This window comes from Pseudomonas sp. FeN3W (assembly GCA_030263805.2).
GTDB lineage: Bacteria > Pseudomonadota > Gammaproteobacteria > Pseudomonadales > Pseudomonadaceae > Stutzerimonas > Stutzerimonas stutzeri_G.
Window position 1 is genome coordinate 341874 of sequence record CP136010.1, and the last position, 26976, is coordinate 368849.

Below are 26976 nucleotides of genomic sequence, written 5' to 3' on the forward strand. Positions count from 1 at the left end.
CGCATTCCGGATGACGTGCCGAGGCGGGTGTCGGCGCGGACGATCATTCGACCGATCCGACGCCGACAAGATGCCTGCCGCCGGTCAGCTTTCCTTCTTTGCCCGCGGGGTGCGTGTTTTCTTGATGGTTTCGGGGGTGCCGGCCTTGGCGTCAGTGCCAGCCTTGGGTGCAGCACGGCTCGCGCGAGGCTTGGCAGTCGGCGCGTCTTTCGGTTCTTTCACGTCCTTGGCTTTGGCCTTGGCTTTGGGTACGGCGTCGGTGGGTTTGGTGGTCTTGCGTGGGCGGCTGGCAGGTTTGGCATCGGCAGCGCCGTGTTCGGCCTCGACCAGCTTGCGCGCCATGGCCCAATGGCGCTCATCTTCCCCTTCCGGGCAACCCTCGGATTGCCAGATCTGATAAGCGAACTCGCGGATACGTTGCTCTTCTGAACTCATTGTTGGGATTCTCCATTTGCGGTCATAGACGTATGCAGGACGGCCACCGATAGTCCGTCCAGAACGCGCGCAACCTCTAGGCTGGCTTGTTGGGATGAGACTGTCGTTCCGTCGAAAAGTCGCTCGAATTCACTACCGTTTAGCGCCTCGGGCAGTGCGATCCGGGTGTTGCCCCAGCGCTGCGCCGGAATGCTCGGTACTCCACGATCACCCAGCAGATCCGCCGCCAGCCGGGGTACCACGACTACCGCCCACTCGCCTTCCAGCTCGCGGGCGAAGGCCAGCAGTTGCTCGGCCTGTTCACCAGACACCGCAAGCGGCAGATAGCGGCCTTCGCTGAACAGCCGTGGAAGGCGTCGACGCAGCTGCAGCGTACGGCGGATCACGGCTTGCTTGATGCGACCGTCGTGCCAGCTTTGCAGCAATTCATCGAGCGGGGCGGTGCTAGCGAGGCTGTTTTGCCGTGCAGTGAAGTCCACCGGCCGCCGGTTGTCGGGATCGACCAGGCTGAAGTCCCAATACTCGGTGCCCTGATAGAGGTCGGGCACGCCGGGGGTGGTCATGCGCAGCAAACTTTGCACAAGGCTGTTCAACGCACCGGCAGGGGCCAGTTCGGCGGCGGCCGCAGCGATTTCGTCCCGTAATGGTGCACCTTGGTCGGCGAGCAGCAGGTACTCGACGTGCTGCCGACAGGCGCTTTCGTAATCGCCGTTGGGGTCGCTCCAGGTGGTACGCAGCTTGGCTTCGCGCAGGGCTTTTTCCTGCCACTGCAGGATGCGCGTGCAGTACTGCTCCATCGCCGCCCTATCGTCGGCCCGCAGGTCCAGCGGCCAACTGCCGAGCAGAATCTGGAACAGCATCAGCTCATCGCCGGGCGAGGGCGCCGCACCATCGCCGAGCTGCTGGATTCGGCTGGCGCTCATCTCGCGCCAGCGCCGCACCTTGCCGGCAAACCACTCGGCGCGCTCGCTGATCACTGCGATGCGCGCACGGGTATCCTCGCCACGCTTATGGTCGTGGGTCGCGGTGGTCAGCATGTTGCGCGGGAAGTGCTCGGCACGTTGCAGGCATTCGTCGTGGAATGCCTGCAACGGCGCGCTGAAATGTTGCGGGTCGAAGCCGACATCGTTGCGCGACAGCAGAATGCCGGAGCGGTAGCAGGCGGTGTCCTCGACGGCCTTTGCCGCAGCCGGGGAGGTCAGCTGCTGAAAGCGTGTGCAGGCGTAACGGCGAATCTTGCGCAGGCTGCGTGGCAGTTGCCGCAGGCTTTCACCGCCGAGCCAGCGTTGCAGATGCTCGAGCAACGGCCAGTCGGCTTCGCTCAAGGTCGCCTTCGCGCCGTCCAGCGCCTGCTGGAAGAACGGCTCATCGGCCTCGCGGCGGCCCGGTGCGGCAATGTAGGTGCGATACACCGGGAAGTGAATGATCAGCTCCAGCAGGGCGCGGCGAATCGCACCGAGGGTGATATCGCGGGTCATCACGTCGCCGCGAGCAACCTGCAGCAACGCCAGGGCGACGGTTTCGAAATCGCCCGCCAGTGGGCCGGTCAATACCAGCTGCCGCGCCTGGCGAGCCTCTTCCATGAAGTCGGTGGTGCGCCCGCTGGTCTCGCTCCACAAGGCGCAGAGCAGCGATTCGCCTGCCGGGTCATGTTGCAGCAGCGAAACCTGGTTCATGAACTCGTAACCGGTGGTGCCATCCACACCCCAGTCGTCATGCAGGCGCTCACCGCCGGCGAGAATCTTCTCGACGTAGATCGGCACGTGATCCTGCACCGCGTCCTGCGGGCGCCCGGCATTCAGCCGATCGACACGCCGGCGCAGGCGTCGACAGTAACCGCGCGGATCGGCCAGGCCGTCGATATGGTCGATGCGCAGGCCGTCGACCAAACCATCACCGATCAGCTCGAAGATCTTCGCGTGGGTTTCCTCGAAGACCACCGGGCGTTCGACGCGCAGGCCGCCCAGCTCGTTGATGTCGAAGAAACGCCGCCAGTTGATGTCGTCACCCGCGGTCCGCCAGCTGGCCAGCCGGTAGTTCTGCCGTTCGAGCAGGCTGTGCAGGCGGCGGAAGCCGTCATCGGTGGTCGAGTCGTAGCAGTTGAGCGCCTGCTCCAGCGCCTGGCGGGTGCTGGCGTCCTGCAGCTGCTCGGCAAGTTCGGTGCGCAGCAAACGAGCTGCCTGGTATGGCGCGGGTTCGGTCTTCAGGGCATCGAAATGCTGCGCCAAGGCGCGCAGCTGCGGATGATCGGCGGCGCGCAATACCTCGCCGTAGCTCGGCGGGGTGATGGGGAAGCGATGCTCGTAATGCTCGGCGTAGAGCGCGCCATTGTCGATATCTAGACGCAGCTTCACGGTGCCTTGCTGCAGCGCCTCGCCATAGTCGCTGCCAAGGAAGGGTACCAACAGCTGCCCTTCGAGCAGGGGGTCCGGTGAATTCCATTCGATATCGAAGAACTGCGCGTAGGGGCTGCGGCGGCCCCACTCCAGTACATCCAGCCACCAGGCGTTGCCCGAGCCACCGACCGCCATGTGGTTGGACACGATGTCGAGGATCAGCCCCATGCCCTTGTCGCGCAGGGCATCGACGAGGCGGTGCAGGGCTGGCTCGCCACCCAGCTCAGGGTTGATGCGGGTCGGATCGATCACGTCGTAACCGTGCATGGAGCCGGGGCGGGCGGTCAGCAGGGGCGAGGCGTAGATGTGGCTGATGCCGAGTTCCGCGAAGTAATCCACCAGTGCGGTGGCGTCGTCCAGCGTGAAATCGCGGTGAAACTGCAGTCGCAGTGTGGCGGTAAGGTCTTTCATCATCGATTCGCAGCTCCACGATGGTTACGACGGGCCTGCGCGAAGGATGCCAGCCGACGGCTGCTGACCGGGCTGTCGAGCAACGTTGCACTGTCGCCGGGATAGCGGCGACGCCAGTTGGGATGGGTTTCGACGATGCCGGGCATGTTGGTCTGTTCTTCCAGACCGAGCGCATCTTCCACCGGCACCAGTACCAGCGGCGCCGGGGTGTGCGCCAGAAAGCAGATGGCGGCATCGACCGCGTCAGCTGCATTCAACAACACATCCGGATTCTTGCCGCTGTAGTCGCACAAGGCGCGATTCAGCCCGGCACGCTCCTTCTCGCGGGCTCGCCACTGGGCGTCGCGGTCGGATTCGGGCACCTGGCCGACCTTGATACGCCAGTCGATATCGTGACCTTGCCACCAGCCCGTCAGAGTCGGGATGTCATGAGTGGTGCTGGTCGCCAGCGCCTGCGCCGGGTATTGGCCTGGGGGCTGGAAATGCCCGTCGTGCTGTTCGAACAGCAGCACCCGCATGCCGAGAATTCCCCGTGCCGCGAGGACATCCCGCAGGCCATGGGGAATGGTGCCGAGATCCTCGCCGAGGATCACTGCCTGATGGCGCCAGGCTTCGAGGCAGAGCAGGCGCAACATGTCGTCGAAGGGGAAGTTGAGGTACACGCCACGCTTCGGGTCAGCGCCGGCAGGCACAACCCAGAGGCGCTTCAGGCCTAGTACGTGGTCGATACGCATGCCGCCGGCATGAGCAAGGTTGGCGCGCAGCATTTCGATATAGGCGCGAAAGCCATTCTGCCGCAGGCCCCAGGGCGAAAACGCCGAAATACCCCAGTTCTGGCCGTCGCGATTCATGATGTCCGGCGGCGCACCGACGCTCAGCGATGCCAACAGCTCCGCCTGGCGGCTCCAGGCCTGACTGCCGCCGCCATCGGCACCCACCGCCAAGTCAGAAATCAGCCCGATGCGCATGCCGGCGCTGCGCGCTGCAACCTGGGCACGCTCCAGCCCGCGGGCCATCAGCCACTGGCCAAAGGCGTGGTAGCTCACCTCGTCGGCATGTTCGCGGGCGAAGGCCTCTACGGCCGGGTTGGCAGGATCGCGGTATTCGCTTGGCCAGTCGTTCCAGTGCTGCGTATGACCTTGCGCGTCACGCAGATGGCTGTGCAGGGCTTCGAAACGACAGTGATTTTCCAACGCCTCGCCCCCGCTCGCGCGGAAGCTGTCGAAATCCACCTGCAGGGCGTTGCCACCCTTGCTGAAGTCATCGAACAGCTGCCGCAACAGGCGATACCGCGACTGGGCCACGGCGGGCCAGTCGATCAGCTCCAGGCGCTCGAGTCGTTTCAATTCCTCGCCGAGCCCGCAGGTCTCGATGGCCTGGCGTAGCGGCCACTCACCGAGAATCGACCCGGGTGCGGCGTGCAGCACGTTGAAGAAGAGTCGGCTCGACGGCGAATAAGGGCTGTACTGGTCGATATGCGCGCCGAACATGGCATGCACCGGGCTGATTCCAAGCGCATCGGCGCCGTGAGCAGCGGCGTTGCTGACCAGCGCCTCCAGCGCCTGGGTATCGCCCAGACCGCCATCGTCCGCGCGGCGCAGCCCGTACAACTGCACCGTCAGGCCCCAGGCGTCCGCTCCGGCGAGCTCAGCTACGGTGGGACAGGAGAACGGGGCGACGGCCACGCTCAGCTGATACTTGTCGATGGTCAGTTGGTAGTAGCCAGGGGTGTCGATGGCCGGCAGGCGGGCCTGGTAGTCGAGTTCGCCCTGTTGGACGTCGCCATCTTCTGCCTGCAACTCGAAACGACTGGCCGCAGGAAAGTAGACGGAAAGGTCCAGTGCAGCGTGCTGATCGCAGGTCAGCAGCGGCGGCACGCCGCCGTGGTTGTTCTTGTGCGCGAGGATCGCGAGGCTGGCGTCGATATCTGCATCGGTTTCCGCCGCCAGCCCGAGGCAGGCCAGCACGTCGCGCAACACGTCCGGCTCGACCCGTTGTTCGCGGTTGTCGGCGTCGACCCAGTCGATGGAGAGCCCGGCGGCTTCCGCCAGGCGGATCAGGGCTTCGTCGCTCATTTGGCTTTCTCCAGATACAGCTTGGCCATACGAGGCGGCAATTGGTCGGGCGTGTTCGCATCCCACTCACGGCTGGCGAACAGCAGTTGCGCAGTGGTGGACGAGGCGGGCAGTGGCGCGGCCCGTTCGCCAAGGTTCAGCTCAAGGCGCAGCTGACTGCCATCACCCAGCTGCCAGCGGGCAAGCACAGCGGCATCGCCCAGCACGCTGCAGCCGAGGAAGACGCTACCCGGCAGGCGCGGCACGATCTCGGCATGGCGAATGCTCAGCAGCTGGCGGTACAGCGCATGCCATTCGGCGTGCCCGGATTGCGTTTGCGCACCGAAGTCCGGCCGCGACTGCTCGAAGGTGGATACGGCGTTGGGGTCGGGAATGCGCTCACGCGTGGCTTCGTCAGCGAACTCGGAAAACTCGGCGAACTCGTTGCGACGGCCTTCACGTACCGCATCGGCGAGCTCGCCGTGATGGCTGGTGAAGAACAGGAACGGCTGTCGCGAGCCCCATTCCTCACCCATGAACAGCAGCGGGACCATGGGGGAAAGCAGCAGCACCGCAGTTGCAGCCCTGAGCGCGTCGGCATCGGCCAGCGTAACCAGGCGATCGCCAAAGGCGCGGTTGCCGGTCTGGTCATGGTTCTGCAGAAACAGCACGAACGAGGTCGGTGAAAGATGCGCGCTGGGCTCACCACGCGCTTCGCCACGGCGGTTGTTCTGTCCCTGATAGATGAAGCCTTCGCCGAGAAAACGCGCCAGCTTGGCGGTCGCGCCCTGGTGGTAGTCGGCGTAGTAGCCCTGGCTCTCGTCGGTGAGCAGCGCATGCAGCACATTGTGGCCGTCATCGTTCCACTGCGCGGTGAAGCCCTGGGTTAGCAGGCTGGAGCGGTTGTCCTCGTTCTCCAGCACCAGATGCACATGGCGGCCGGGTTCCACGGTGGCGTGCACGCGTTCGGCCAGTTCGGTGAGGAAGCTGCGGTCGGGAATGGCATGCACGGCATCGAAGCGCAGCCCGTCGAAGCGGTAGTCCATCAGCCACATCAGCGCGTTGTCGATGAAGAAGTCGCGGACTTCGCGGCGGCGGAAATCGATGCCATCGCCCCAGGGCGTCTGCTGGTCGTGACGGAAGAAGTGTTTGGCGTAGCGGCCGAGGTAATTGCCGTCCGGGCCGAAGTGGTTGTAGACCACATCGAGAAACACCATAAGGCCGAGGCCGTGGGCGGTGTCGATCAGGTGCTTGAGCTCTTCCGGGCTGCCGTAGGCAGCTTCCGGTGCGTAGGGCAGAACGCCGTCATAACCCCAATTGCGGTCGCCTGGGAATTCGGCGATGGGCATCAACTCGATTGCCGTCACGCCCAGTTCGGCCAGGCCGGCAAGATGTTCTTCCATGGCGGCGAAACCGCCGTACAGACCGACATGGGTCTCGTACAGCACCGTCTCGTGCCAGGGTCGACCGAGCCACTTGCCGTTGCGCCACAGATAGTTGTTATGAGTGTCGACCACCAGGCTCGGCGCATGCACGTCACCCGCCTGCGCACGCGAGGCGGGGTCGGGCACATGCAGTTCGTCGTCGATGAGAAACCGGTAGAGCGTACCGGTCCCGTAAGGGGCATCGATGCTGTACCAGCCTTCTTCAATGGCGGTCATCGGCAGCGTTTGTGCGCCTACAACGATCAGACTGACGTTTTGCGCATCGGGCGCCCAGAGTCGGAAGCGGGTGGTTCCGTCTTCCAGCAACTCCGGCCCGTGATGCCCGATATGGGCACGCTGCTTCTGCATTGAACGACCTCTTCAGATTAAAAGACGAACCTCGCGGCGCTCACCGAGCAACTGCCGGTACAGCGCGTCATAGGGTTCGATGGCGTGACGCCAGAAAAAGCCGGCCCCCATCGCTCGGCAGCGCATGGCGGCCAGCAGCTGCGGATGCTGATGGATCGCCAACGCCCGCTGGACGGCCTGCCGGTAGCTGCTGACATTGGATTCGTTGAACAGGAACCCGGTGATGCCATCATCGATGGAGTCGGCCAGCCCGCCCGTGCGGCGGGCGACGGGCAGCGAGGCATAGCGCTGGGCATACATCTGGCTGAGGCCGCACGGCTCGTAGCGCGACGGCATCAGCAGAAAATCGCTGCCGGCGAACAGGCGGCGCGCATCGGTTTCGTTGAAGCCGATATGGGCCGCGACCCGCCCGGGGTACTGAGCCGCGAGCTGGCGAACCTGATGCTCGATCTGGTGATCGCCCTGGCCGAGGATCGCCAGCTGGCCGCCGCCTTCGACGATGGCATGGGCGACGTCGAGGGTCAGGTCGACACCCTTCTGGTGCACCAGGCGCGAAACCACGGCGAACAGCGGTGCATGGCACTGCTCGAGCCCGAACGATTCGCGGATATAGGCGGCATTAGCCTCTTTGCCTGCCCAGTTGCGTGCGCTGAAACCCTTCACCAGATAGGGATCGCTTTCCGGCTCCCAGCTTTCGTCGATGCCGTTGAGCAGTCCGCTGAGCAGGCCCTGGCGGGCTTTCATGCTGAGGAAGCCTTCCATGCCGCAACCGAACTCCGGCGTGGTGATTTCCTCGGCGTAGGTAGCGCTCACCGTGGTCACGCGGTTGGCATAGGCGATCCCGGCCTTGAGCAGGGAGAGCTTGCCGTAGAACTCCATGCGCTCCGGGTCGCAGGCCTCGCCCGGAATGCCCAGCAGGCGCCGCTGCGACATGTCGATGTTGCCCTGGTAGGCGAGGTTGTGAATGGTGAAAACGCTCGGCGTGTTCAGCCCACGCCAGTGCATATAGGCAGGCGCCAGACCGGCTGGCCAGTCGTGGGCATGCACCAGCTCCGGCGTCCAGCGAATGCAGGCCGTACCGGCGGCGATCTCCGCAGCGGCCAGGCCGAGGCGGGCGAAGCGCACCGGATTGTCCGGCCAGTCGTTGCCATCGGCATCACCGTACGGCGAGCCTTCGCGCTCGTAGAGCTCCGGGCAGATCAGCACATAGATGATCAGGCCGTCCGGCATGTCCATCCGGCCGATGCGGCAGCCGGGAATCTCGGCATAGCCACTCAGCGAGCCGACCGTGCGGATGGCGTGACCGCTGTTGATCACCTGCGAATAGCCGGGGATCAGCACACGCACATCGTGGCGTGCACCCAATGCCCGGGGTAGCGCGGCCGATACGTCGGCTAGCCCGCCAGTCTTGACCAGATCGGTCAGCTCGGAGGTGACGAACAGAATCTTGCGTTTGTCATCGTGGCTACTGCGAATCTGCAACGCAGGGCGAGTAACCAGGGGTATGGCAGGTTGCGCCTTCGATAGTCCGACAGGCAGGGCGTTCACAGCGGCAATACTCATCAAGATCTCCCCAGAGCCCCGGCGTTCCAGGTGCCGGCGCCAGCTACGAGCATATTTCTCCTATGCAACGATCTGATGACCGTCACATACCATGAACACGACCAGGCTGAAATCTAGTTCGGAGCTGCCGCGAAGGCAGGTGGGGCTTCACTGGCCCTACCAGAAACAAGACCCGGTGTCGCGGTAGAAGTTCTGGAAAATCCGATCAACTACTACTACCGGAACTCGCAACCAGCCAACTTGCTCCGAATACAGAGTCGTGAAGGCGTTGAACCTGGAATTGGCGGAGCAAGAAACATGCAAGAGATCGAACGAGTCGTTGACTTTCTGCAACGCGAGGAGCTCACGCTGACCACCGCGGAGTCCTGCACTTGCGGTTTGATGGCTTCGCTGATGGGCGATATCCCGGGTTGCGGCCAGGTGCTCGACAGCGGTTTCGTGGTCTATTCGCCCAAGGCGAAGAACCGCCTGCTCAACGTGGACTTCGAAACCATCGAGCGATTCGGCCTGACCAGCGAGGAGGTCGCGCGCGCGATGGCCATCGGTGCGCTGAACGCCAGCGTCGCCTCCCTCGCCGTGTCGAATACCGGCGTTGCGGACGATGACCAGGAGGCTGCAGGCGGTACCCAGTGCTACGCCTATGCACTGATGCGGGGCGAGCGACAGGTGGTCGTGAGCGAAACGGTGCAGTTCGACGGCGACCGGGTCGCGATCCGCAAGCAGGCCGCGCGCCACGGTCTCATCCAGCTGCCGGTCAAATACGCCGAGTTGCTCAACAAGCTGGAGGGACGCGAAGGCGAATAGTCACACCGGCGGCTGGCGCTCCGGTTCGACATGCTCGGGCTGCGAGGTGTCGACGTGCTGCTTGTGGCCGACGCTGAGGTCCGCGCGCACTTGCGGCAATGAATGCGGGTATTGGCGCTGAATGAAGCTCAGCAGGCTTTCGCGAATGTGGCAGCGCAGGTCCCAATTGCGTGACGAATCCGGCGAGCTCACCAGAGCACGCAGCTGGATGGATTTTTCGCTGGTATCGGTGACCTGCAGTACGCAGACCCGGCCATCCCACAGTTCGGGAACTTCCTTGCACAAGCGGCGCAACTCCTCGCGCAGCGGCTCCAGTGGCAGCGAATAGTCGGCCCAGAGGAAAACCGTACCGATCAGGCTGGAGCCGCGGCGAGTCCAGTTTTGAAACGGTTTCTCGATGAAGTGCTGCAACGGCACGATCAGCCGCCGGTCATCCCAGATCCGCACGACTACATAGGTGCCGGTGATTTCCTCGATGCGTCCCCATTCGTTCTCGACGATGACCACATCGTCCAGGCGGATCGGCTGGGTCATGGCGATCTGCACGCCGGCGATGAGGTTGGCCAGCACGGGCCGCGCGGCAAAACCCACCGCCAAGCCGGCAAGGCCCGCCGAGGCCAGCAAGCTGGCACCGAACTGGCGAGCACTGGGGAAGGTCATCAGCATGGCCGCCGCACCGATCAGCAGCACGAAGAAGGTCAGCGTGCGCAGCAGTACGCGCGACTGCGTCTGTATCTGGCGGGCACGCAGGTTGTCGACCACGTCCACCGGATTGCGCAGCTGGATGAACTGTTGCAGCCCGCGTAGCGAGCGCATCACCAGCCAGGTCAGGGTGGCGATTATCAGCAGCGAGGTGACGTGCCGCGCAGCGTCGATGAAATGCAGGTCATTCGGCGCAGACGTCCACACGCCCTGCACCCCGACCAGCGGCAACAACAGCCGGACGGGTTTTTCCAGCTGCTCGGACAGCTCCCGGGTAAACAGGAAGGTTCGCGCCAGGCGCAGCGTCAGGGCGGTCAACAAGCGGCCGAAGAGGCTCAGGACCAACGCCACGAACAGCGCCGCGGCTATGGTGCGCAGCGCCGGCTGACTGATGTAGTGATCCCACTGCAGGAGAAAGGCTGGAAATTCGATAGCGGGCGTTCCGGTTGGCCAGAGGTCTGGGGCAGAGACAGACGGCCGGCGGCGAAAGTTCAGGGCACGCAGCTGACGGGTGCGCCGGACGGGTGGGCGGAACTCCTATGGTCGGGATGTTTCACAAATTCCAAGCGGGTTGCAGAGCACGACCCGGTTTTCAAGACCAGATTGGAGTTGAACCATGCAAAGTGCACAGACTGGCAATGACGTCCGTACCGAACGCCTGATCGAATGGCTGCGCGATGCGCACGCGATGGAGGTGCAGGCCGAAACCATGCTGAACAAGCAGGCCAGTCGCATCGAGCATTACCCGGAACTCAAGGCGCGTATCGAACAGCACATCACCGAAACCCAGAACCAGGCCAAGCTGATCGAAAGCTGTTTGCAGCGCCACGACAAGTCCTACTCGGGCCTCAAGGACCTGGGCGGCAAGATGATGGCGATGGGGCAGGCCATGGGCGGCATGATGGTCAACGACGAGATCGTCAAGGGCGCGCAGATGGGCTACGTGTTCGAGAACCTCGAGATCGCCTCCTACAAGATCCTCATCGCCGCCGCCGAAGCGGTGGGCGACATGCAGACCAAGGAAGTGTGCGAACGCATCCTGGTAGAGGAGGTGGCCATGGCCGACTGGCTACGCGACCACCTGGCAGAGCTGACCCAGGCCTATCTCACCCGCACAGCCGAGCCGCACGTCGAGGCCAAGCGCTAAGCGCCTGCGCCGAACGCCCGGCTGTTGATCGGCCAGGTGCGAATCCCTTCAACTTGGAGCCAAAGCGCGTGACCATCCGCGGCCACGCGCCTGGTGGAAGATGCCCATGAGACAACGCCCACTATTGAAGACCCTCACCTTTGCTGTGCTGCATTTCGCGACAGCGTTCATCGTCGTCTACGCCCTTACCGGGAGCATGGTGATCGGCGGGGCGGTCGCGCTGATCGAACCGCTGTGCAATACCCTGGTTTTCTATCTGCATGAACGCGCCTGGCAACGCTTCGGTCGCCAGAAAGCCATCCACAGCCACGGCTACGGCCACGACGTGTTGCTGAAATACCTGACGCGAGGCCAGACCGCCAGCAGTCGGATCGTCCGCACGCCTCGCTGAGCGGGGCTCATTCGACACGACTGAGCTGTTTGCCTTCGGCGGGTAGCGAGCTGCGCGTAACGCACATTTCAATGCGCAGCTCCTGCGCCAGGCGCACCAGATTGGCTGCATCGCGGCACTGGTCGTAGGAAATGCCGAGAACGGTCAGTTCTTCGTCCGGCGGCTCCTGAAAGAGGCGCACGCGGAGCGAGTTGTCGGAATCGTCGCGGCATTCGCATTGGAATGGGCGAAGGTAGGTGTGCAGGATCGCTTCGATCTTGAACAGCGGAAGACGCGTATTCATAAATCCTCCCTGTGTAGGAAGGTGACTTGAGCGCAGTAAAGCGACCGCTGCGCACCCCTGGTTTTTCCCGACGTCATTCAACCGTAGCAGTGCTGGTCAGGTTGTAAATGCGGCGATCTGTCCACCCGGCGGCTTAAGTCCGGCAACGGCTCTACACGGCAGTTTCCGGTCATCGCCGCTTGTCGGAACCCGTCGGACGGCTGGTTTTGTCCCTGCTGAACTTCATACCAGCAGGGGATGACCAAATTAAGTACGTCGTCCTCAGCGGAGAACCGAGATGAAGAAAACGATGCTCACGGCAATCCTGAGCGCCCTGGTTGCACTACCGGCCATGGCCCAGTTTCCCGCCGGAACCCCCCGGGACGACACCGGCTCGCGCCCCAGCACCATGGGCAATCCGACGCCGCAGGAGGAAGTCGAAACCCGCCAGGATGATCAGGGGCGCACCGAGACCGAAGATGGTCGGCTCGTGGTTCCGCAGCCGGGAAGCGAGGATGAATCCACGGACCCGAACCGGCATTCGGCGCCCGGCGGTGTTGACGACAGTTCCACCGACGCTGGCAAGCTCGAGTAATCGCGTCATCGCCGGAGGTCAGCCATGGCGCTCGACGAATACCAGCGCATGCGCGATTTCGCCGCCACGCCCGAGCCGACGGGTAAGGCACGCGGCAAGTCACGCAAGGTCCAGAGCCTGCAGTACTGCATCCAGAAGCACGACGCGACGCGGTTGCATTACGACTTTCGCCTGGAGCTGGACGGCACGCTGAAGAGCTGGGCGATCCCCAAGGGTCCCAGTCTGGACCCGAGCGTGCGTCGGTTGGCGGTGCATGTGGAGGATCATCCGCTGGAGTACGCCACGTTCGAGGGCTCCATTCCGGCCGGGCATTACGGCGCGGGTGACGTGATCGTCTGGGATCGCGGCGTGTGGATACCGCAGGGTGATCCGCAGGAGGGTTATCACAAAGGCAAGCTCAAGTTCGGCCTCGAGGGCGAAAAGCTCGCCGGCAGCTGGAATCTGGTGCGCACTCGCATGGATGGCAAGAAGGAGCAGTGGTTCCTGATCAAGTCGCGTGACGAGGCCGCGCGCGAGGAGGACGACTACGACGTCGTCACTGCCGAGCCGAACAGCGTGCTCAGCGACCGTACGCTGGTCCCGCGCAAACGCGGAGCGGCCAAAGCCCGCGTTGCGGAAGCGCCGGCCAAGCCAGTCAAGGCGCCTGCAAAAAAGCGAGCGTCACGCAAACAGCGCGACGCGGTGAAGCTGGAGGGCGCCGTCCCGGCCAAATTGCCGGAGAAATTCAAGCCGCAGCTGGCGACGCTGGTGGACGCCGTGCCGAGCGGCGATTGGCGCTACGAGATCAAGTTCGACGGCTACCGCATACTCGCCCGTATCGAGGCCGGCAAGGTCGCGCTGTTCACCCGCAACGGCCATGACTGGACGGCGAAGATGCCACAGCAAGCGGCCGCGCTTGCCGGACTCGGGCTCGAATCAGGCTGGCTCGACGGCGAAGTGGTGGTACCGAACGAGGAGGGCACTCCGGACTTCCAGGCGTTGCAGAATGCCTTCGAAGCCGGTCGCAGCGGGAGCATTCTTTATTACCTGTTCGACACTCCCTATCTGAACGGCATGGACCTGCGCGAGGTGCCGCTGGAACAGCGTCGCGCGGCGTTGCGTGAAGTGCTGGAAGGCAGCGATAGCGAATTGCTGCGTTTCTCCGAGGATTTCACCGAGCAGCCGGACAGCATTCTGGAAAGTGCCTGCCAGATGAAGCTCGAGGGCCTGATCGGCAAGCGAGCGGGTAGCACCTACACCTCCAGGCGCAGCAGCAGCTGGGTGAAGATCAAGTGCAGCAATCGGCAGGAATTCATCATCGTCGGCTACACCGAGCCCAAGGGCACGCGCACCGGGTTCGGCGCATTGTTGCTGGGGCTGCATGACGACGATGGAAAGCTGCTTTATGCAGGCAAGGTCGGCACCGGCTTCAATCAGGCCACGCTGAAAACTCTGCACAAGCAGTTGAAGAAGCTGGAAACCGATAGAAGCCCTTTGGCCAGGGCGGCACCTGCCGCCGATGTACGCGGCGCGCAATGGCTCAAGCCTGAACTGATGTGCGAGGTCGCCTACGCGCAGATGACCCGCCAGGGCGTGGTCCGCCATTCGGTGTTCCATGGCCTGCGCTCGGACAAGCCCGCCGATGCCATTACCCATGAGCGAGCCAAGCCTGCCGCCCGTAGCAGCACAGCCGCGAAGCGGCAAACCGACCCTATCGGCAGCGGGCGGATCAAGATCTCCAGTCCCGAGCGGGTCATCGACCCCAGCAGCGGCATCACCAAGATCGAACTGGCCCGTTTCTACGCGCAGATCGCGCCCTGGGCCTTGCCGCAGCTGCGTGGGCGCCCGCTGGCGCTGGTACGCGCCCCGGAGGGCATCAGCGGTGAGCTGTTCTTCCAGAAGCACGCCGACAAACTGGCCATCCCGCACATCACCCAGCTCGACCCCGCGCTCGACCCCAAGCACGGTGCGTTACTGGTGATCGACAGCGCCGAAGCGCTGGTTGGCGCCGCGCAGATGGGCACCATCGAGTTGCACTGCTGGAATGCGGTAGAGCCCGAACTGGAGCACCCGGATCGCTTCGTGCTCGACCTCGACCCGGACCCGGCACTGCCCTGGAAAAGCATGCTCGAAGCCACTCAGCTGACCCATACGCTGCTGGACGAGATCGGCCTGGCCTCGTTCCTCAAGACCAGCGGGGGCAAAGGCATCCACATTGTCGTGCCGCTTGACCCTGTTCACAGCTGGAGCGAAGTGAAGGCATTCAGTCAGGCCATCGCCAAATACCTGGCAAAACTGCTGCCGTCACATTTTTCGGCGGTCAGCGGGCCGAAGAACCGGGTCGGGCGCATCTTCATCGACTACCTGCGCAACAGCCGTGGCGCCAGCACCGTTGCCCCTTATTCGGTGCGTGCCCGTGAGGGCTTGCCGGTTTCCGTGCCCATCCACCGCGACGAACTGGCGGATCTCAAGGGTGCGAACCTCTGGACCGTACGCAACCTGCTGGAGCGGCTGCAGGAGCTTGGTGACGATGATCCCTGGGCGGGTATGACGCGGACCGGACAGACCATCACCGCACAGATGCGCGAGCGTCTTGGCATGACAGCTTAAGTCGCCGTCCGTCTAAACACTGATTGCTCTACACCGTTAGGGCGATACCCGGGTAGCGTCACCCGACGAACAATCGGCGCATTCAGGGGAGCGACAACGGTGCGGGAGGCGCCCGACAAGGCCAGCATGATGTCGGTCAACAACAATATTCAAAGGAGTGTCCCGCATGTTCGCGCATAAACCGCTTATCGCCTGCTTCCTGCTCGGCTCGCTGCCGGGGCTGGCGCTGGCACAGGCTGTAACCACCCAGACCGGAAACGACAACGAAATCATCCTTGAGCAGAGTGGCGGCTCGAGTTCGGCGATCTTGCTGCAGCAAGGGAATGCGAACTTCTCGCGAGTCGAGCAGGGCGGCGGCGACACCTCGCTCCAGTCCACTCAGCTGGAGATTCTCCAAAGCGGATCATCCAACCAGGCGACGGTGTATCAGGCCAGCGATTACAACTTCGGGCATTTGGCAGCGGTCATGCAGCTAGGAGATGAGAATTTCGCCGAGGTCGTGCAGGCCGATGGTAACGGCTCCCAGGCGACCATCCATCAGCAGGGCGCACGCAACACTCATCGGGTCGAGCAACTGTTCTATGCCAACGGACTGGAAAGCCGAACCTTCGGCACTGACAACCTCACCGAAGTCACTCAGAACGGTGCGGCGACTGCCACTACCCAGCAGTTCGGCAGCAACAACCGGATAACCATCGACCAGAACGTGTTCGCCTATGGCGGGGCGGTCACCGTAGAACAGGATGGCGCCTTCAACGAAGCCGCGGTTACCCAGGTGGGCAGCCGTTATTACACGGGCGAGGTCAACTTGCGGCAGCTTGGCAGCGATAACAGTGCGCAAGTGGTGCAATGGGCGGGGTTCAGTAACCTCAGCTTTACCCAGAACGGCATCGGCAACGAGCTGACGGCGAGGCAGGGCACGCGCACCGGAACGATTCGCGGCAGTTCGGTGGGCAACGACAACCGCGTCAATATCAGCCAGGATTACGATGGTCCGGTGCTCGACATCGCTCAGAACGGTTCGGCCAACGAGATCGATGTGGTGCAGGATGCCGCCTATGGCACGGCTTCCATCAGCCAGACCGGCGATGCCAACGTCGCCGTGCTCAATCAGCTGACGGAATTCGCCGCGCCGCCGCCGAGTGCCACCATCATCCAGAACGGCACTGGCAACAGCACGTCGATCACCCAACGCTGAGCCGTGCTGACGCGGGCGCGTGCTCCGGCCTTGGCCCGTGTCGATTCCAGCGTGCATGCCCTGTTGTTGTCGCCGGCCATGCATGCGTTCGCTAGTTGCGAGCGCGCTTCATGCACGCAAGGTGGCGGTCATTGACCCGGTTGGCGAACCAGGCGGTGGTCAGGTTGCGGGTGATCTTCGGGCTTTCCAGCCGGATTCCCGGCAGCACCGCCCGAGGCAAGGGTTTGCCCGCGCGCTTTTCGGCCAGGGCGAAGACCTTTTCATACAGGTCGGTTTCCTCGAAACCGTGGCTGTCGCCGCGCTCGAGTGCGTTGCGAATCGCCGTCTCGCTCATGTCCAGCTTGCCCGCGAGCGCGCGAACCGCACGCTCGGTCTGACCGGCCTTGCTGCTGCCGTGAATGATCAGATCGCCGTCGAGGGCCAGCTTGATGCCACTGGCACGGCTGACTGCGGCCTGAAACGCGGCGTTGCGACTGGCGTACCAGCCGGCATTGAAGTCGGCGAAGCGGTACAGCGGTTCGCGATAGCTGGTCGGATAGTCGAGCAGGTGGGCGATGCCGAAATACATGCCACCACGGCGCGTGAAGACTTCGTCGCGGATCGTGCCTTCCCGTTCATAGGGGTAGGTCCATCGGCGGTCCTCGGCAAAGGCGACGCTGACCTGCATCGGGCCGCCGGTCTTGACCGGGTTGAGCGTGCCGAACAACTGCTTGCCGAGCGGCATGATGCCGAGAAAGTCATCGAAGATCGCACTCAACTGCGCTTCGGTACGCACGGCGGCGATACGCTGGCTATAGGTCTTGCCGTTGGGCGACTTCACGTCCAGCGCCGCATCGACCACGAACCGCGGCACGTGCAGGCGGCCGGCACGCCGGTAGATTTCCTCTCGCGCGATCTTCGCCAGGCCGGGCACGGGCGGGGTCGCCTGGAACGTCGATTCCTGCACCGTCACGGCCAGTACCGAGCAGATGTTCTCATCGTTCGGCGGGATATCCAGCGCATCGAAGGCCGTGTAGATGTCCTGAGCCCAACCCTGGCGATCGGGGATGTCGGCCGGGATCAGGCGAGCGATCTTGGCGCGGACCTCTTCCGGCCTGGGCGCCGGGGGCTCGGGCTGCTGGGAGCCACAACCGGCAAGACCGAGCAACGCCGCTGCGGCGATTGCCGCCAGGAGTGAGCGGGTGTTGCCGGGAACGAGTCGGGTAGCGGCAGGGCGGTACGCCGTGCCGCAGGTTGAAAGCGAAATGGTCATGCGGTCCTGAATGTAATGAGCGCCTGGGGCTCGGACAGCAAAACAGCCGACACCGTTCGGCCTCTTTCAGAAACCGCTTGCCGAATACCGGCGTGCACCTGGCCGCCCATGAGCCAGCGCTGCGACGCGCCGTCATTGGCTTACCAGACCCGCCCGCGAGGGACCTAGAAATCGTGACAGTTCGGACCTTGGCGCAGGTACGTGGTTTCGTGGGTTTCGCCCTTGGAATCCACATAGATCATCCGGGCCGTCACGACTTCGCAGCCGCCGGCAGGCACGTCTAGCGAAATAACCTTGGCGATGTCCAGCTTGTCGCCATATTGATAGGCCTTGGGTTCATCGGCGGCATACGCCAGCTGCGCACTGAGTACCAGGCCGGCAATCCAGATCAGTTTGTTCACAGGTAACCTCCAGAGCGCCTGCGGGTCGACGGGGCGAAGGCAGGCATTTCTTGCGTACAGCGCCTGCCAAATGGCAGACGTCGGAAAATAAACGAGGCTGCCACGAGGGAAAGCAGCCAAAAGGTGGCAGGACGACCGATCGAAGGAGCGCTCGACCGACGAAGGAGCGGACGGGCGTTAGCGTCCGTAGCCACCCGCCAATTTTAGTGGGCGACCAGGAGGGGAAAAACCGCGCCAGCAGTGAAGCACCTTTACCCGCCACGCAACAATCGATCAGGCCCAATGTGCCGGGTCCTGAATGATGCGGTGGTAGTCGGCGAATGCGCGTGGCAGCTCCAGCGCGAGAAAGTCGACCCAGGTCTTGATCTTCGCATCGAGAAAACGCCGGGACGGGTAGAGCGCATGGATCTGCCTTTCCTGCAGGCGATGGCGGGGCAACAGGCGCAGCAGGGCACCGCGCTGCAGGGCCGGAGCCGCGACATAGTCGGGCAGCAGACAGATGCCCATGCCGGCTTCTGCTGCGCTGGCCATGGCTTCAGCAACGTTGACCTTGAACGCTTCGCCAGGGCGAATCACGTCCTCGACACCGTCTGCGACGAAGCGCCATTCATCCGCGAAGCCTGGGTCCGCCAGGCGCAGACAGCGGTGCTGATGCAGGTCGCGCGGCTGCCGCGGTACGCCATGTTGTTCGAGATAAGCGGGTGCCGCGCAGAGCACATTGCCCACCGTTCCCAATCGCTGGGCGATCAGTTCCGAATCCGGCAGCTCGCGGGAGAGCGTGATGATGACATCGAGTCCGGCTTCCAGCAGGTCGGGCTGGTGTTGCGAAAGGGTCAGGTCGAGGCTGACTTCGGGGTAGCGCTCACCGTATCTTCCAGCCAGACCCGCCAGCAGCTGGATGCCCAGACCCGTCGTCGAGTGCACGCGCAGGCGCCCGCGCGGGGTCAGATGGGCTCCGCAGGCTTCCGCCTGTGCCTGGTCCAGCTGCGCCAGAATCTCGCGCGATCGCTCGAGAAAACGTGCGCCAACCTCGGTCAGCGCCAGACGCCGCGTGGTGCGGTTGAGCAGGCGCGCGTGGAGGTGATTCTCCAACTCCGCCACCAGCCGGGAAACCTGCGCGGTGGATGTGTCGGCCAGCTTCGCCGCGGCGGTGAAGCTGCCGGTATCGACCACCCGGACGAATACCCGCATCGCTTGCAGCATGTCCATCGACTACGGCCTCTGTGGGTTATTGGCCGGGCACGGCCGGCGATGGGCTTTCAACCCGCGCCGATGCCGTTTGCGTGCCTTGCCAACCGCCGCCCAGCGCAAGGAACAGGTTCACCTGATCCTGCGACAGCTGGGCCTGGGATGCCGCCAGAGCGGCTTCGGCGGTCGCCAGGGTGCGCTCGGCGTCAAGGCTGTCGAGATAGGCCAGTCGTCCTTCCTGATACAGCCGGCGCGTATGGTCCGCGGCGTTTCGCGCGGCATCGCGTGCTTCGTGCAGCGCCTGGTCACGATGCAGGTCGTGGGCGTAGCGCGTGAGCAAGGTTTGGGTCTCGCGCAAGGCGTCGAGCACAACCCCGTCGAAGCGGGCGAGGGCGGCAGCGGCTCCGGCTTCGCTGGCGCGAATGCGCGCGCGATCGACCTGGGTCGGGAAATGCCAGCTGATCGATGGGCCGAATTCCCAGCGGCGGGTCACCGGATCACCGAGGTGTTCGAGCACTCCGGTGTAACCGGCCGAAGCGCCGAGACTGACCTGCGGATACATCATCGCCGTGGCGACGCCGATCTGTGCCGTAGCAGAGGCGAGGGCGCGCTCGGCCGCTCGGACGTCCGGGCGGCGCTTGAGCAGGGCGGTGCCATCACCTACCGGGATCGCCTGGCGCAGCTGTGGCGCGTGACTGCAGGCGTTAACCGCCGCGGGAAGGTCTCCCGGCGTTCGGCCGAGCAGGGCGGCGAGCTGATACAACGCGGCCGCCTTCTTCGCTTCGAACGGCGGCAGCTCGGCACGCAGAGCCTCCAGCTGGGCGTGGGCGCGGGACACATCGACTTCGTTGCCCCGGCCACCCTCGAACAGGCGCTCGGCGACATCCAGCTGTCGCTGCTGAATTGCCAGTGAATGCTGCGCAATCGTCAGCTCTTCGCTGGCATGACAGGCCGACATATAGCTGTGTACCACCCCGGCCACTGCGGTTATGCGGGCCGTATCGAGCAATGCGGCACTGGCGTCGGCATCGGCTCCGGCTGCTTCCGCGGCGCGATGCAGCTGACCGAACAGATCGAGCTGGTAACCCACGCTGAGGCCGGCGTCGGCGAGGATCATCACGGGGATTTTTTCCTCCAGGGCCAGTGCTTCGCTGGACAGCTGGCCGCGTGCAACCGAGCCGTTGCCGCCGACCACGACCTCCTGCGCGTGGTGCGCCATCTGGAAGCCTTCATAGGCGCGACGCAGGTTGTGATAGGCCTGGCGCACGTCGGCATTGCCGATCAGGGCTTCACTCACCAGCTGATCGAGCGTCGAGTCGTCATAAAGCTTCCACCAGTCATCCGGCAGAGGCGCCTGTTCGACCCGCTCGTTGCCGGCCAGATCGAAGGGCTTCTGCGCAGCCGCCTGCAAGGCCACGGCTTCGTCCGGCACGCGGTAGTCCGGGCCCACCGCGCTGCAGGCGGCAAGCAGCGCAGTCAGCGCGAACGGCAGTGCGTATGCCGCGCGACTCATTGTTTGACCGTCGCCGATGTGTCGCGCGACCACGGCAGCACGGACAGCGTCGCGGTACGGCCGACCACCAGGCGGATGTCGCTCTGTTGGGCGTCGTCCAGCACCACGCGAACCGGAATTCGCTGCGCCAGGCGCACCCAGGTGAAGCTCGGGTCGATATTGGGCAGCAGCGAGTTGCCGCGCACACGGTCGCGATCCTCGATGCCCGCGGCGATGCTCTGCACATGGCCGTGCAGATGCTGCGCTTCGCCCATGATGTGGATGTCCACCGGCTGCCCGATCTCGATGGCGTGCAGCTTGGTTTCTTCGAAGTAGCCTTCGACACGCAGTGAGTCGGTATCGACGATCGACAGCACCGGCGTACCGGTTTTCACGTAATCGCCCACGCGCATCGTCTGGTCGCCGAGATAGCCATCCACCGGACTGAGCACGGTGGTGCGTTCGAGATCCAGACGCGCCACGCCGAGGGCGGCCTCGGCCGTGGCCAGGGCGGCAGCGGCGCGCTTGACCTGGGTGTCGCCAATCTCGACGGTTTCTGCGGCGATCAGGTCTTTCAGCACCCGATTGCGCTTGGCTTCGCGTTGCGCCTGATCCAGCTGCGCGCGGCGTTCGAGCACCGCGGCTCGGGCTTCGTCGACCGCCAGTTCGAAGCGCGCCCGATCGATCACGAACAGCACCTGGCCGCGGCTGACCTTCTGGTTGTCGCGCACGTGCAGTTCGGTCACCAGCCCGGAAACATCCGGTGCGACCTGAATGATGTCGGCGTGCACATGGCCGTCGCGGGTCCAGGGTGCCTCCATGTAGTAGTCCCACAGGTGCAGGCTGACGACGACGGCGATGGTGACCGCCAGCAGGGTCAGCAGCACCGAGCCGGCGGCGGGTATCCATTTCTTCACGATTCACATCCGGGGTAGGAGATTGAACAGGGCCCCGAGCACGATGATGTACAGGGCGAGGTTGAACAGCGGCGGATGCCAGACCCAGCGGTAGAAGCCGGTACGCTGCAGCACGGTGGCGAGCAGGCTTTTGACGCCGTAGGCCGCCAGCATGGCAACCAGCAGGACCGGCACATAGACGCCGTACACATCGAGGTGACCGGTCATGCGTACGCTCCAGCGGAAGAGGGGCCAGCTGCGGGTGACGGACCTTCCCGGTGCGCACGCACGCTGGCCGATGCATCGGCGAAAAGCGCCAGGCGTAAGCCGTGCACGGCTTGCGCCGCCTGGTGTGCGCTGGGCGAAGCGTCACGCTGCAGAGCGAGCAATGCGGCCTCGAGCGCGTCGCGTAAGGGCTCCGGCGCCGGCAATTGGCTACGCGCGGCAGCGCAGGCAAGGAAATACGCGCGAATCATGCCCAGTACAGGCTGCAGATTCTGCTGGATGGCTGGCGTCGGCCGCAGTTCGCGCAGTTCGAGCAGGCGAAAGCCGACGCGCAGCTCGCGCGTGGCGTCGTTCAGCGCCAGGCGGTCATCATCCAGCTGAGCCAGGCGGGGCAACAGCTGGGCGATACGGTCGATGAAACTCGAGGCATCATCGGCTTCGTTGCGCGAGCGCTGCATGTCTGCCAGCGCCGCCAGGCTCAGCCAGCCGTGCCGCACCAATCGCCGCGCAGCCCAGAGCGTGCCGAACGGCCGGGTCAGGCGGGCCCAGACGAAGGCGAAGAGCACGCCCAGCGCAGTGGACAGCGCGATGTCGGCGAACAGCTGGAAATCGGCATGGTAACTGTCCTGAAGCGTGATGTTGGAGATCGTCTGCACCGCAATCACGATCACCGTCCCGGCGTGTTGCGGCCGACCGGCGAGGGTGCCAAGCAACAGCAGCGGCACGGCGAGCAGAATGGCCAGGCTGCCGAAATCGTGCACGTTGGGCATCAACGCGAAGAGGAAGATGCCGGCAGCCGTGGAGGAGATCAGCGTGGCGACCAGAAACGACTTGATGAACGGCGCCGGATTGTCCTGACTGGCGAAGAAACAGCCTGCCACCGCGGCGATGAACACGCCGCTATAGCCGTGCTCCCAACCGGAAACGAACCACAGCATGCTCAGGCAGAACACCGACAGTGCTACCGAAGCCGCGGTGAATGCCAGCAGGCCGTAGTCATAGTGGCGTGGCCCGCCCACCAGTTGCTGTACGTGATAGCGCAGTGCCGATGCCGCCTCGGGATGGCCCTCATGAAACTGCTGGTAGAGGTCGAGGCAGTCCTGCCACAGGTCGATCAACGCGCGCAGCTGGCGCAGGCCACTGTCGATCGCCAGGGCATGCGCCGGGTGGCTGTCGCCCAGCCAGGCCGCCAGCTGCAGGCTGCGTTCGCGCAAATGCTCGCCGTGCCCGACCTCGGCATCGGACTGGATCCAGCGATCCACCTCCTGCAGGTAATCCACCAGCTCCGGCAACAAGCCCTGTAGCTCGGCCTGAAGCCGGTGCAGCGAATCCGCGGTGGAAATCAGCTGCGGCATCAACATCGCCATGCGCGCGCGGAATTCGCGAGCGTGGATGGTCGAGAGATGGCTGCTGCTGTCGTAGCTCAGGTGGCTGATCATTGCGTCCAACCCCATCACATCCACCAGCAGCGCATTCAGCGCACGTTGGTCGGCCTCGCCCAGGTGCTGGGTATTGAGCATCCGGCTGACGGCGCCGCGCCCGTCGCGCAGCAGCAGGTGCATTTTCGCCGCGAGGGTCGGCGCGATACGGTTGGGAAACAGCACGGCGTTCACCACGCTGGCGCAGACGATACCGAGCAGAATCTCCTCGGAGCGCGCCAGGGCCACATCGAAGATGGTCGATGGGTGATTGACCTCGGCGAGACTGATCAGCGGCACCGTATAGGCGGCGAGTAGAAAGATGTAGCTACGTGGCGAGCGGTCCAGCAACGAGAGAAAGAGCAGGGCGCCGATCCATAGCGAGATCGCCAGGCTCAGCATCACCGGTTGTTGAGCGAACGTCGGCAGAAGCACGACCGATGCAGCTGCGCCGAGCAGCGTGCCCAGCGCGCGATAGATCGCCTTCGAACGTGTCGCCCCTGACAACGGATGCGACACGACGTAAACCGAGGCCATCGCCCAGTAAGGGTTTTCCAGTGGTATCGCCAGTGCGATGTACAGCGCAAGCAAGGCGGCAATCAGCGCCTTGGCCGAAAACAGCCATTCGCGCCAGGTTGGCATATTCATAGCGTTCGTTTTTTGGAGGCGTGGGCCAGAGGCGGGATAGGGCGCGGCCGTCACGCTGCAACACAGATGGTTACATTTAACGTCAAAGGCGCATGACAAACTGAACAACCATTAGGACAAACAGTACATTTTTTCGCACCGAATAGCGGCACGACGACAGGAAATCATGAGCAAACGCATTCCCAACTATGCCTTGTATGGCCAGGCAGCATTGCCCGCATGGCAGGACCTGTTGCATCTGGAATGGATCAACGAGCGCGGCGACATGCATCAGCGCGAAATCAAACCGCATCAGCATGACTCGCTACTGCAAATCGTCTATGTACGTAGTGGCGAGGGCGAAGTTTCGCTGGAAAACAGCCGCATGGGCTTCCGTGCGCCGTGCCTGATCCTGCTGCCGCAGCGCACCGTGCATGCCTTTCGCTACAGCCCCGAAACTGACGGGCCGGTCATCACGGCAGCACAGCGACCGCTGGAGTCGATGGCGCGAATTCTGTCCAGTGACTTGCTGGCCTTGATGCAACGTCCGGCCGTAGTGCCGCTGCCGTGGGATGCGAATGGCGAAGAGCCGATTTGGCCTCTGATCCAGCTGATCCAGGCGGAAGCGCACAGCCAGGAGAGCGGCAATGTCGCGGCCGGGCACGCGTTGTTGCTCGCGTTACTCGTACATGTCGTTCGACTGGAACAGCCGGTGCCGATCCCTCGGCCAGCCAATGGCAGGCGTTCCCAGCTGCTGAGGCAGTTTCGCGAGTTGGTCGACGCGCATTTCAAACAGCATTGGCCGCTTGGTCTGTACGCCGAAGCGCTGGGAATCACTCCAGTCACACTGGGCCGAGCCTGCCGCGAAGGCCTGGGTGAATCACCGACCGCGATCATCAACGAGCGAGTCGTTCGCGAAGCACAACGGCAGCTGGCGTACACCGCGCTCGACATCCAACAGATCGCCCGAGACCTTGGCTTCGACGACGCCGCATACTTCAGCCGTTTCTTTCGCAAGCAGACCGGACTCAAACCCAGCGAATTTCTGTGAGTAACGGATAAAAGACGGAAAGCCAAGAATGTTCATATAGATCAATGGCCTATGGATTTTTAGTGCTTAAAAAAGGGAAGTTTTATGAATCCTGAACGTTTTTCCAGTTTTTAAAAGTTAGGCGTTTCCAAATTGGAGTCGCGAAGGCTCTTCGTCTGCAGCCGCACTTCGGCGGACAGACGCTCGACGCGCTTGTGACAAAGCTGCTAGCTGGCCTGCTCAGTTTCAAATAAATCATGCCGGCGCCGTAGGCGGCGACGCCAATGGGCCGGCGGTACGATGCGCTCGCAACGCGTGTCTGGGAACCTGTCTGGGCTGTTAGCGCAAAGCCATGGCGCTTATACGGTTATTCGCAGCTTTTTTGACGTTCACGCAGACCGCGCTGGCCATGTACTGCCAGCTCGCATTTTGCCAGTGCAGTCACCACTTTTTTGCAGTGGCTTTAGTGATTCCATTTTCTCAAACGTAGCATTGGTTAGCTGCGCATTCATCGCCCTCAGATCCTTGAGATGCTTAGCGTCCGACACGTTCATACCGCCGAACTCGCTATGCCAGTGGCAATAGTTGACCGCCTAGAAGCCGTGCTTGCGGCACGGACGCTTACCGGAGCCCGGCTCCAGCTTCGTACGGGAATCCAAGGCGGCGGCAAAAACTGAGTGCAACACCTGACCTTTCCGGTACGGTGCTGCCCCTATGTCTTATACCGAACTCAGCGTTGAAGAGCGCACCACCATTCAAATCGGTCGTACCCAAGGCTTCAGCCTGCGCAGGATTGCCTGCTTGATCAACCGATCCCCTTCGACCATCAGCCGTGAGCTGCGCCGTAACCGAGGTGCTTGCGGTGGCTACTCGGCCCGCCTGGCCCAGCAGCAAATGCAGGCCCGCCGCCAGGTTTGTCGACCGATGCGAAAACTGTTGCCGGGTAGCGAGCGCTTCGAACTGGTGACCCATATGCTGCGTGAGCGTTTGTCTCCCGAGCAGATTGCCGGCAAGCTGCGCAGCATGAACATACCCAACCTGCGAGATGCCTACGTCTGTCGCGAGACGATCTACAACGCGATCTATGCCCTGCCAGTGGGTGAGCTGCGTAAGGAGCTGATCATCTGTCTGCGCCAAGGCAAGACGACGCGCCGGCCGCGCTCTGGTGGCGTGGATCGGCGCGGCCAGATCCCCGAGATGGTCAGTATTCATGTGCGCCCGCCGGAGATTGAAGACAGGCTGATGCCGGGGCATTGGGAAGGCGACCTCATCAAGGGTAAGGCCAACGCCTCGTCCGTCGGTACGCTGGTGGAACGCACCAGTGGCTACCTGATGTTGGTGAAGATGAACGACGCGACGGCGACTTCGGCGCTGGAAGGCTTCAGCGCCGCGCTCAATAGCATGCCGCTGGAGATGCGCAAGAGCATGACTTACGACCAGGGCCGGGAGATGGCGCGACACGCCGAGATCACCCAAAGAACCGGCGTGGCGATCTACTTCTGCGACCCGCACAGCCCCTGGCAGCGCGGCAGCAACGAAAACATCAACGGCCTGATTCGCCAGTACTTGCCCAAGGGCACAGACCTGTCGGTACATAGCCAGGAGGAGCTGGACGCCATTGCGCTGCAACTGAACATGCGACCGCGCAAGCGCTTCGACTTCAAATGCCCCATCGAGGTGATGGGAGAGGTCATGCAAAATGCCATGGCAATGCGGCATGATGCTCCGGTTTCAATTCAATAACCGTGTTGCACTCAGCTCCTGCAACCGCCCAACGATTTGCTCTTATCCTGAAGCGCTTTTCTTCATTTTCAATCTCTTGGTTGCTGGGATTGGACTCTAGAGCTGGGCGCTACCGAAATATGGGGAGACGACCAAACTCATTATGAGTATGCGGTAATAATACCCTGGAAAACCTAATGCAAGGTTTTAGGGGTATGCGCCCAGCATACCCCTAAAAGAATGATCAACGTTAATAGGAGTATACTTCTAGTATACCCCTAACAACGGTTGTTGCTCTCCGCTTGGTAATCTAGCCGGCAATAAAAATCGATGACAAGTGCTTGTATTTCATAGGTTTATGATTTTTCTTGCGCAATGTTCCAAT

Annotated in this window: 22 protein-coding genes; 8 read left to right on the top strand and 14 right to left on the bottom strand. The window is 63.2% G+C overall.

The genetic code is table 11. The annotated features are described in order from the left end of the window. Positions 1-84: 84 nt before the first annotated feature. Genes P5704_001490 through glgA form a run of 5 tightly spaced genes read right to left on the bottom strand, consistent with a single transcriptional unit; the run spans position 85 to position 8652 of the window. Positions 85-435 (bottom strand): DUF2934 domain-containing protein, encoded by a 351-nt coding sequence (locus P5704_001490; protein WOF79206.1) that lies wholly within the window; start codon positions 433-435, stop codon positions 85-87. After that, positions 432-3242, bottom strand: a complete 2811-nt coding sequence (locus P5704_001495) for a malto-oligosyltrehalose synthase (protein WOF81146.1) — start codon at positions 3240-3242, stop codon at positions 432-434. The genes P5704_001490 and P5704_001495 overlap by 4 nt, the downstream gene beginning before the upstream one ends. Continuing rightward, the gene (gene malQ, locus P5704_001500) at positions 3242-5317 is read right to left on the bottom strand and encodes a 4-alpha-glucanotransferase (GenBank protein ID WOF79207.1); all 2076 of its coding nucleotides are present in this window, start codon (positions 5315-5317) and stop codon (positions 3242-3244) included. The genes P5704_001495 and malQ overlap by 1 nt, the downstream gene beginning before the upstream one ends. Further along, entirely contained in the window at positions 5314-7089 is a 1776-nt protein-coding gene (gene treZ / locus P5704_001505) for a malto-oligosyltrehalose trehalohydrolase (GenBank protein ID WOF79208.1), read from the bottom strand. Before treZ ends, malQ begins: the two co-directional genes overlap by 4 nt. A 12-nt stretch (positions 7090-7101) precedes the next feature. Further along, a complete protein-coding gene (gene glgA, locus P5704_001510; GenBank protein ID WOF79209.1) occupies positions 7102-8652 on the bottom strand; it encodes a glycogen synthase GlgA in 1551 nt (516 codons plus the stop codon). Between the two features lie 297 nt (positions 8653-8949). On the opposite strand from glgA, the gene P5704_001515 reads away from it, so the two are divergent. Next, positions 8950-9456: a nicotinamide-nucleotide amidohydrolase family protein gene (locus tag P5704_001515; protein WOF79210.1), complete on the top strand. Its 507-nt coding sequence runs from the start codon at positions 8950-8952 to the stop codon at positions 9454-9456. On the opposite strand, the gene P5704_001520 is transcribed toward P5704_001515, so the two are convergent. Beyond that, the gene (locus P5704_001520) at positions 9457-10569 is read right to left on the bottom strand and encodes a mechanosensitive ion channel (protein WOF81147.1); all 1113 of its coding nucleotides are present in this window, start codon (positions 10567-10569) and stop codon (positions 9457-9459) included. Between the two features lie 205 nt (positions 10570-10774). On the opposite strand from P5704_001520, the gene P5704_001525 reads away from it, so the two are divergent. Together P5704_001525 and P5704_001530 are read left to right on the top strand one after the other, a co-directional pair. Continuing rightward, on the top strand, positions 10775-11305 hold the full coding sequence (locus tag P5704_001525; GenBank protein WOF79211.1) for a ferritin-like domain-containing protein: 531 nt from the start codon (positions 10775-10777) through the stop codon (positions 11303-11305). A gap of 106 nt (positions 11306-11411) precedes the next feature. Further along, positions 11412-11696 carry a DUF2061 domain-containing protein gene (locus tag P5704_001530; GenBank protein WOF79212.1) on the top strand — a complete coding sequence of 95 codons (285 nt, stop codon included), beginning with the start codon at positions 11412-11414 and terminating at the stop codon, positions 11694-11696. Between the two features lie 7 nt (positions 11697-11703). Here P5704_001530 and P5704_001535 read toward each other — a convergent pair whose 3' ends face one another. Beyond that, on the bottom strand, positions 11704-11979 hold the full coding sequence (locus P5704_001535; GenBank protein WOF79213.1) for a DUF1652 domain-containing protein: 276 nt from the start codon (positions 11977-11979) through the stop codon (positions 11704-11706). 277 nt (positions 11980-12256) lie between these two features. Here P5704_001535 and P5704_001540 point away from each other — a divergent pair, with 277 nt between their 5' ends. The 3 genes from P5704_001540 (at position 12257) to P5704_001550 (ending at position 16340) form a co-directional block, all read left to right on the top strand. Beyond that, positions 12257-12553, top strand: coding sequence for a hypothetical protein (locus P5704_001540; GenBank protein WOF79214.1), 297 nt, complete (start codon positions 12257-12259; stop codon positions 12551-12553). 24 nt (positions 12554-12577) lie between these two features. Beyond that, positions 12578-15142, top strand: coding sequence for a DNA ligase D (gene ligD / locus P5704_001545; GenBank protein ID WOF79215.1), 2565 nt, complete (start codon positions 12578-12580; stop codon positions 15140-15142). 166 nt (positions 15143-15308) lie between these two features. Next, on the top strand, positions 15309-16340 hold the full coding sequence (locus tag P5704_001550) for a hypothetical protein (protein WOF79216.1): 1032 nt from the start codon (positions 15309-15311) through the stop codon (positions 16338-16340). Positions 16341-16431: 91 nt separating this feature from the next. Here P5704_001550 and P5704_001555 read toward each other — a convergent pair whose 3' ends face one another. The 7 genes from P5704_001555 to P5704_001585 all read right to left on the bottom strand — a co-directional run bounded on the left by P5704_001555 (position 16432) and on the right by P5704_001585 (position 23860). Then, positions 16432-17592: a DUF1615 domain-containing protein gene (locus tag P5704_001555; protein ID WOF79217.1), complete on the bottom strand. Its 1161-nt coding sequence runs from the start codon at positions 17590-17592 to the stop codon at positions 16432-16434. A gap of 164 nt (positions 17593-17756) precedes the next feature. Further along, positions 17757-17993 (bottom strand): DUF2790 domain-containing protein, encoded by a 237-nt coding sequence (locus tag P5704_001560; GenBank protein WOF79218.1) that lies wholly within the window; start codon positions 17991-17993, stop codon positions 17757-17759. A 273-nt stretch (positions 17994-18266) separates the two neighbouring features. Then, a complete protein-coding gene (locus P5704_001565; protein ID WOF79219.1) occupies positions 18267-19202 on the bottom strand; it encodes a LysR family transcriptional regulator in 936 nt (311 codons plus the stop codon). Between the two features lie 19 nt (positions 19203-19221). Then, positions 19222-20694 carry an efflux transporter outer membrane subunit gene (locus P5704_001570; GenBank protein WOF79220.1) on the bottom strand — a complete coding sequence of 491 codons (1473 nt, stop codon included), beginning with the start codon at positions 20692-20694 and terminating at the stop codon, positions 19222-19224. After that, complete coding sequence (locus tag P5704_001575; GenBank protein ID WOF79221.1) at positions 20691-21590, bottom strand: HlyD family secretion protein; 900 nt, start codon at positions 21588-21590, stop codon at positions 20691-20693. Before P5704_001575 ends, P5704_001570 begins: the two co-directional genes overlap by 4 nt. Positions 21591-21593: 3 nt before the next feature. Continuing rightward, positions 21594-21797, bottom strand: coding sequence for a DUF1656 domain-containing protein (locus tag P5704_001580; protein ID WOF79222.1), 204 nt, complete (start codon positions 21795-21797; stop codon positions 21594-21596). Beyond that, positions 21794-23860, bottom strand: coding sequence for an FUSC family protein (locus P5704_001585; protein ID WOF79223.1), 2067 nt, complete (start codon positions 23858-23860; stop codon positions 21794-21796). Before P5704_001585 ends, P5704_001580 begins: the two co-directional genes overlap by 4 nt. Before the next feature lie 166 nt (positions 23861-24026). Between P5704_001585 and P5704_001590 the strand changes: the two genes are divergently transcribed. Next, positions 24027-24890 (top strand): helix-turn-helix domain-containing protein, encoded by an 864-nt coding sequence (locus P5704_001590; protein WOF79224.1) that lies wholly within the window; start codon positions 24027-24029, stop codon positions 24888-24890. A gap of 693 nt (positions 24891-25583) precedes the next feature. Beyond that, on the top strand, positions 25584-26612 hold the full coding sequence (locus tag P5704_001595) for an IS30-like element ISPsp7 family transposase (GenBank protein WOF79225.1): 1029 nt from the start codon (positions 25584-25586) through the stop codon (positions 26610-26612). The last annotated feature ends 364 nt before the right edge of the window (positions 26613-26976 follow it).